The following is a 5,819-nucleotide window of genomic DNA, read 5'->3' as shown; positions in this document are numbered from 1 at the left end:
ACGGCCAGCGGCGATGCTGAATGGATGGGGCTCGGCCAACACAACGACACCATGTGTTCGCTCCCGTACGACAGGCAGCGGCCATCACCCTTGCATCCCGCGCCCGGTACCGCCTGCCTGCGTGGATGCGCTGCACGAGGGGTTTGCGATTGGCATGGGTGCGCACTAGTATCCATCGTGGGCAGGTACTCGCCGGTGATCGGCGAGTGGGCGCTCATGGCGCAACTACGCGCACCACGTCGCGGCTGCAACGATGGCTAGCATTCCAGACCTGATACGTACCTTCCAAAGCGGTGGTCTGTCGCACGACGAGTTTTTTGCCCGCATTGACAGTACCTTGGCCGTGGACCAGGCCAGTGCCACGCAGCTGGTGGAAATGCTCAGCGAGGAGAACACGCGCTTCCCGTTGCCGCCTGCCGTCTACGAGGAGGTGCTGCGGCGCATCGAGCGCCGCGGAGCCACGCAGTTCGACAATGGCGGCGAGGAGACCCGCGTTCGGACCGGCCCCGCAGGCGCGGTGCCCGCGGCATCGGCGCCATCTGCAGCCGATCAGCCCGTCCCGGGCGAGGAGCCTGTTGCCACCAAGGGCGTGGGCGATACCCTGAACGGCCGTTTTGTGCTGGAGGAGTGCCTTGGCGTGGGCGGTATGGGGACGGTCTACAAGGCGCTGGACCTGCGCAAGCTGGAGGCCTCGGACCGCAAGCCCTATATCGCCATCAAAGTGCTCAATGTGCAGTTCCGTGGTCATCCGAAATCGCTGATCGCGCTGCAACGGGAGGCGCGCAAGGCGCAAACGCTGGCGCACCGGAATATCGTGACCGTCTACGACTTCGACCGCGATGGCTCGGTGGTCTACCTGACCATGGAGTATCTGTCGGGCAAGTCGCTCAATCGCATCTTGCGAGCCCCGGATTTTGCCGGCATGCCCTATGGCAAGGCATTGCCCATCATTACCGGCATGGCCAGGGCACTGTCCTATGCGCACGAGCGCGGCTTCGTTCACTGCGACTTCAAGCCCGCCAACGTGTTCCTCACGGATAGCGGCGAAGTCAAGGTGATCGACTTCGGCATTGCGCGCGTCTTCCAGCAACCGGCGGAGGACGCGGACCCGACCGTGTTCGACCCTGGCACGCTTGGCGGCATGACTCCCGCCTATGCCAGCCCCGAGATGTTCGATCATCGCGAACCGGATCCGCGCGACGATATCTATGCGCTGGCCTGCGTGACCTACGAACTGCTGACCGGCCGTCACCCTTACGAACGTTTGTCGGCCAACCAGGCGCGCAGTGCGGGCGTCAAGCCCTTGCGGCCGAAGGTGCTGACCCGCGGGCAATGGCGCGCGCTGCGTGCCGCGCTATCCTTCGACCGCGCCACGCGCACACCCACCGTGGCACGCTTCCTGGCGGAGCTCGGAGCCGAGCCGCGTAGTGGCATGCCGCTCGCCAGGCTGGGCGCGGCGTCCCTGGCCGGCGTGCTGGTCGCGGGCGGGGTGAGCTATTTCGTGTGGCGCGCGCGGACGGCGCCGGAAAGCCAGCCGCAGCCTGCTGCGGAGGCCGCCGCTACCGGTAACGCCGCGCCGCAAGCCGCTTCGCCTCCCGCGCCGGCGCTGCAGCAATCGGTGCCGGAACGCGCGCTCAGCCTGCAGGCTGTCGCCCCCGTGCTGGCGCGCACGCCGTGCTCACTGCTGTCGGCTTCGGTGCACCAGAGTACGCTGCAGGTGCGGGGCTATGTGGCGGAGCGTTTCGGCATCGCGCGGCTAAAGGACGAACTTGCCGCCGTGCCTGGCGTGAAGGCGCTGAAGCTTGACGCGCAGCCGCTGGGCGATGACAAGTGCGACGTGATCAAACTGATCGCGCCGTATTGGTCGGGAAGCCGCACGGGCAGTGCGCTGGCCTCCATCCATACCAGGGCGCCCGGCGGCGCGCAATTCACCGAGGGTACACCGCTGATCGTGGACATCACCACGCCAGCGTACGACACCTACGTCTACGTCGACTACTACATGGCCGACGGCAAGGTCGTGCATATGGTACCCAGCCGGCGGGCCAAGGCCAACCAGGCGCCGGCAAGCTATAGCGCCACCATAGGCAGTCTCGGCGACTGGGTGATCTCGAAGCCTTTCGGCACGGAGCTGATCGTGCTGCTCACCACACCGGCGCCGCTGTTCGATGGTCTTCGTCCCGAACTGGAATCGCGGCAGGCCTATCTGCACGCTCTCGAACGGCAACTGGCACCGATGGCCGCCAGGCAGGGCGCCGACCATATCGGTGCCGACGTCGTGCAGATATCTACCAAACCGCGCTAGCGCCGGCGCGGACGCCCGCTGCTACATGTCTCTCGCGACGCGAAATCCATTCTGCGACTGGCGCACGCTGGCGCTGTACTTGAAGCGGGTGGAGGAGAGCATATAGCTCGCGCCTTCGAGCCAGGAGCCGCCACGGATCACGCGCACGCTGCAGCCGGGCTCGTCCCAGGCGCGCCCGTCCACCGGGGCGTTCTTGTAGGAGCTGTGCCAGCAGTCGGCGACCCATTCCCACACGCTGCCGTTCATATCGTGCAGTCCGTATGCGTTGGCAGCAAAGGAGCCCACGTTGGCGGGCATGTCCGCGTTCCACGGGTCCCCGCAGTCCTTGCAGTTCGCTGTTCCCTTGCGCATCTGGTCGCCCCACCAGTAGAGCGTCGCGGTGCCGCCCCTGGCGGCATATTCCCACTCGGCTTCGGTGGGAAGTCGATAATGCTTGCCAGTCAGCTTGCCGAGCCACGCCAGGTACTGCTGGGCGTCGTCCCAACTGACGTCGCGCACGGGTGCGTTCTTCGCGGCGCCGGCGACGGTGGCGATACGCTGGCAGCCGCCGGCGTCGGCGCAGGCATTCCACTGCTCGACCGTCACTTCGTATTTGCCGATGGCGAACGGCTGCGCGATGGTGACGTGGTGAGGGGGTTTTTCGGTGGCATCGCCGCCATTGCTGCCCATGGTGAAGGTGCCCGGCGCCAGGCCATGCAGCACCGGACAAGCCGGGCAGTCCTTGAACGCGCCCGGTTTGACTTCGACCGTCACCGTGCCTGTGCTCGCGGCGCGCTGCGAGCCGGCCGCGCCAGCCGTGGCGGCAGCTCCCGCGGGCGCACCGGACGACGAGGCAGGTGGCGCCTGCACCTTGCCTGCCTGCACTCGCGCCGGCGGCGGCGCGACAGTGCCCTGCGCGGCCGGCTGGCCTGACGAGGCGGGCGCAGGGCGCGTCGCGGCGGCAGGTGTCCCGGCCTGTTGCGCCGCGGCGCGCAGCCGTTCGATCCGCGCCTTGGCCAGCGGGGCGAAGCGGCCGTTCGGATATGCCTTCAGGTAGGCCTCGTAGTCGCCCGGGAAATTGCTGTTCTTGACCGAGTCCCAGAAGGATAGCTCGTACTGCTCGTCGCTATCCTTGGGGAGGATGCCGCGATGCTGGGCCAGCAACAATGGAGCGCTGCGCCGTTCATCGGCACTCGCGGTGCCGCCGCCGGATGCCGCGCGCGCCATGAGCCGTAGCGGCGCCGGCAGGGATGACGAAACCCAGGGCTGCTGCCGCAGCCCGGTTTGCCTTCCCACCATGGCGCCGGCCCGCCGCAACGCGGCTTCCGTGTCCAGGCCCGGTTCGCGCATGGCGCGCAGCAGCGCGGCGGTGAAGGTGCCATGCCGGGCGCCGTCGGCCGCTGTCGCGCCAGGGGCCGTGGCATAGGCAATCAAGGTGTTGGCGGGCGCGGCGGACGGCCTGCCGATGGTGCCGTGGTAGGGGTTGTCCAGGCAGGTGTCGAGAATCACTACATTGCGCATGTCGGGCCGTGGCACCGACATGCTCGCCAGGACGGCGGCGAGGTCGGTACCCGCCGTGAGCAGGCTGGCTGGCGAGCCGCCGGCGTCCACTGGGATCAGCACGGTGCTGTCCGCCACCTCGATACCATGTCCGGCAAAGTAGAACAGGCCGGTTCCGCCCGCGCGCAGCCGGTCCCGGAATTCGGCAAGCGCCTGCGCCATGCCGCGGCTGTTCACGTTCTCGCGCAGCATGACGTCGAAGCCCAGCGTGCTCAGCATCCGGCCGATCGCGCGTGCGTCATTGGCGGCGTTAGGGAGCGGGGCGCCGGCATAGGCGGCATTGCCGACGACGAGGGCGACGCGTCCCGTGCGGGCGCGCCCGATGGAAACCGGCTGCCGCTGCATGGCGCTTAAGCTGGCAGGCGTGCCGGTTCCGGCTTCGGTGGGAAGCGCCGATGGCATCCCAAACAGGCTCACCAGGCATACGACAAGGTATTTTCGCCACATATCCGGGCCCCTGTTCGAACCGCGCCGAAGTTCGTTGGCGGTCTGCGTGCCAGCGGCGTCACACGGTGCGCGCTGCAATCGCTGCGCTACGATGCTGCGCGTGCGGCACCGGGCAGGCCTAATCAACGATAGCACAGCGATTGTGAATCCGGAGGTGCTTCGCAACGCCTGGTGGCGACGTGCGAATACCGTCGTGGCGCAGCGCCGGCCGCCGCCCGCTGGGCACTGTGCCGCGGGCGGCGCCAAGTATCTTTTTGCGCTTTTCCGTTCTAAGCTGAATGACGAAATGCGCAGGCGCCGACCAAGAGCAAGAATGCTCCGTGCCATTGACTCATAGCCAAACAGGCTATGGGAGGCGATGCGCCCGCCGCGTCCGTTTCCATGCAACGGCGCGCCAGGCGGCATTGCAGCGCAGACCGTTGTTCGGGAGGGCATATCGTATGCGCAGGCGCACCGTGCTCGGCACACTGGCGGCATCGCTGCTGGCTCCGTTACCCTCGGTCTCCCTCTCCACGCCGGCCCCGCCCAATGCGGAGGTCTACATCATCTGGCCTCCCGACGGCGCGGTGATCAATGGCGGCAAGTTCTGGGTGCGCATGGGCCTGCGCAATATGGGGATCGCTCCCAAGGGCGTGGACATGGCCAACGTCGGCCACCATCACCTGCTGATCGATACAGACCTGCCGCCGATGGACAAGGAGATTCCGAACGACCGGAATCACCTGCACTTCGGCGCCGGCGAAACGGAGGCGCGTATCGAACTCCCACCAGGCAAGCACACGTTGCAGCTGTTGCTGGGAGACCATAGCCACAAGCCGCACGATCCACCCGTTTATTCCAAAAAGATCACCATCACCGTTCGTTAGGGCCCGCGCCGCCGGGCCGGCGGCACGGCACAGGAGAGAGTCCATGCGATCCATGCGTAAGCTCATGTCGGCTGCGGCGTTCACCGCCAGCCTGCTTCTGACCGGTGGCATGCAGCCCGGTGCCATCGCGGGCACCACGCCTGCGCCTGCCAATGCCTACCTGTATATCGGTTTCCCCAACAACAACCAGGTCTTGCCGGCGGGCAAGCCGATTCACGTCTGGTTCGGGCTGCGCGGCATGGGCGTGGCGCCGAGGGGGGTGAAGTTTCCCAACAGCGGCCATCATCATTTGCTGATCGATACCGACTTGCCGCCGATGGACAAGGAAATTCCCAACGACCGCAACCATCTGCATTTTGGCGCGGGCGAGACCGAAACCACGATCGAGCTGCCGCCCGGCAAGCATACCCTGCAGTTGCTGATGGCCGACGACAAGCACATTCCGCACAATCCACCGGTCTATTCCAAGAAGATCACGATCTACGTCAAGTGATCTTGCCGGCTGCGGCATGAGCGCGCCGCCCCCTATGCAGCCGCTGTCGCTCCCTCTGTCGCGACTTCGATTCGTTTCGATACCTGTGCCGCTGCCTGTCGTACGGGAGCGAACACATGGTGTCGTTGTGTTGGCCGAGCCCCATCCATTCAGCATCGCCGCCGGCCGT

At 66.6% G+C, this 5,819-nt stretch carries 4 protein-coding genes; 3 read left to right on the top strand and 1 reads right to left on the bottom strand.

Features of this window, described 5'->3' with window-relative positions:
* The first annotated feature begins 253 nt into the window (after positions 1-253).
* Positions 254-2,305, top strand: a complete 2,052-nt coding sequence (locus tag P3W85_RS02675; RefSeq protein ID WP_276263634.1) for a serine/threonine-protein kinase — start codon at positions 254-256, stop codon at positions 2,303-2,305.
* A gap of 21 nt (positions 2,306-2,326) precedes the next feature.
* On the opposite strand, the gene P3W85_RS02670 is transcribed toward P3W85_RS02675, so the two are convergent.
* On the bottom strand, positions 2,327-4,291 hold the full coding sequence (locus P3W85_RS02670) for an SUMF1/EgtB/PvdO family nonheme iron enzyme (protein ID WP_430869480.1): 1,965 nt from the start codon (positions 4,289-4,291) through the stop codon (positions 2,327-2,329).
* Positions 4,292-4,731: 440 nt separating this feature from the next.
* On the opposite strand from P3W85_RS02670, the gene P3W85_RS02665 reads away from it, so the two are divergent.
* Positions 4,732-5,157, top strand: a complete 426-nt coding sequence (locus tag P3W85_RS02665) for a DUF4399 domain-containing protein (protein ID WP_276263632.1) — start codon at positions 4,732-4,734, stop codon at positions 5,155-5,157.
* A 52-nt stretch (positions 5,158-5,209) separates the two neighbouring features.
* Positions 5,210-5,650 carry a DUF4399 domain-containing protein gene (locus tag P3W85_RS02660; protein ID WP_035808856.1) on the top strand — a complete coding sequence of 147 codons (441 nt, stop codon included), beginning with the start codon at positions 5,210-5,212 and terminating at the stop codon, positions 5,648-5,650.
* Positions 5,651-5,819: the final 169 nt, after the last annotated feature.

Source organism: Cupriavidus basilensis, from assembly GCF_029335485.1.
GTDB lineage: Bacteria > Pseudomonadota > Gammaproteobacteria > Burkholderiales > Burkholderiaceae > Cupriavidus > Cupriavidus basilensis_E.
The sequence above is the reverse complement of the archived record's forward strand: the minus strand, read 5'-3'. Positions and strand labels throughout refer to the sequence as shown.

Coding starts and splice junctions, on each gene's coding strand:
- P3W85_RS02675 (WP_276263634.1), top strand. CDS start 254: ATGGCTAGCATTCCAGACCTGATACGTACCTTCCAAAGCGGTGGTCTG.
- P3W85_RS02670 (WP_430869480.1), bottom strand. CDS start 4,291: ATGTGGCGAAAATACCTTGTCGTATGCCTGGTGAGCCTGTTTGGGATG.
- P3W85_RS02665 (WP_276263632.1), top strand. CDS start 4,732: ATGCGCAGGCGCACCGTGCTCGGCACACTGGCGGCATCGCTGCTGGCT.
- P3W85_RS02660 (WP_035808856.1), top strand. CDS start 5,210: ATGCGTAAGCTCATGTCGGCTGCGGCGTTCACCGCCAGCCTGCTTCTG.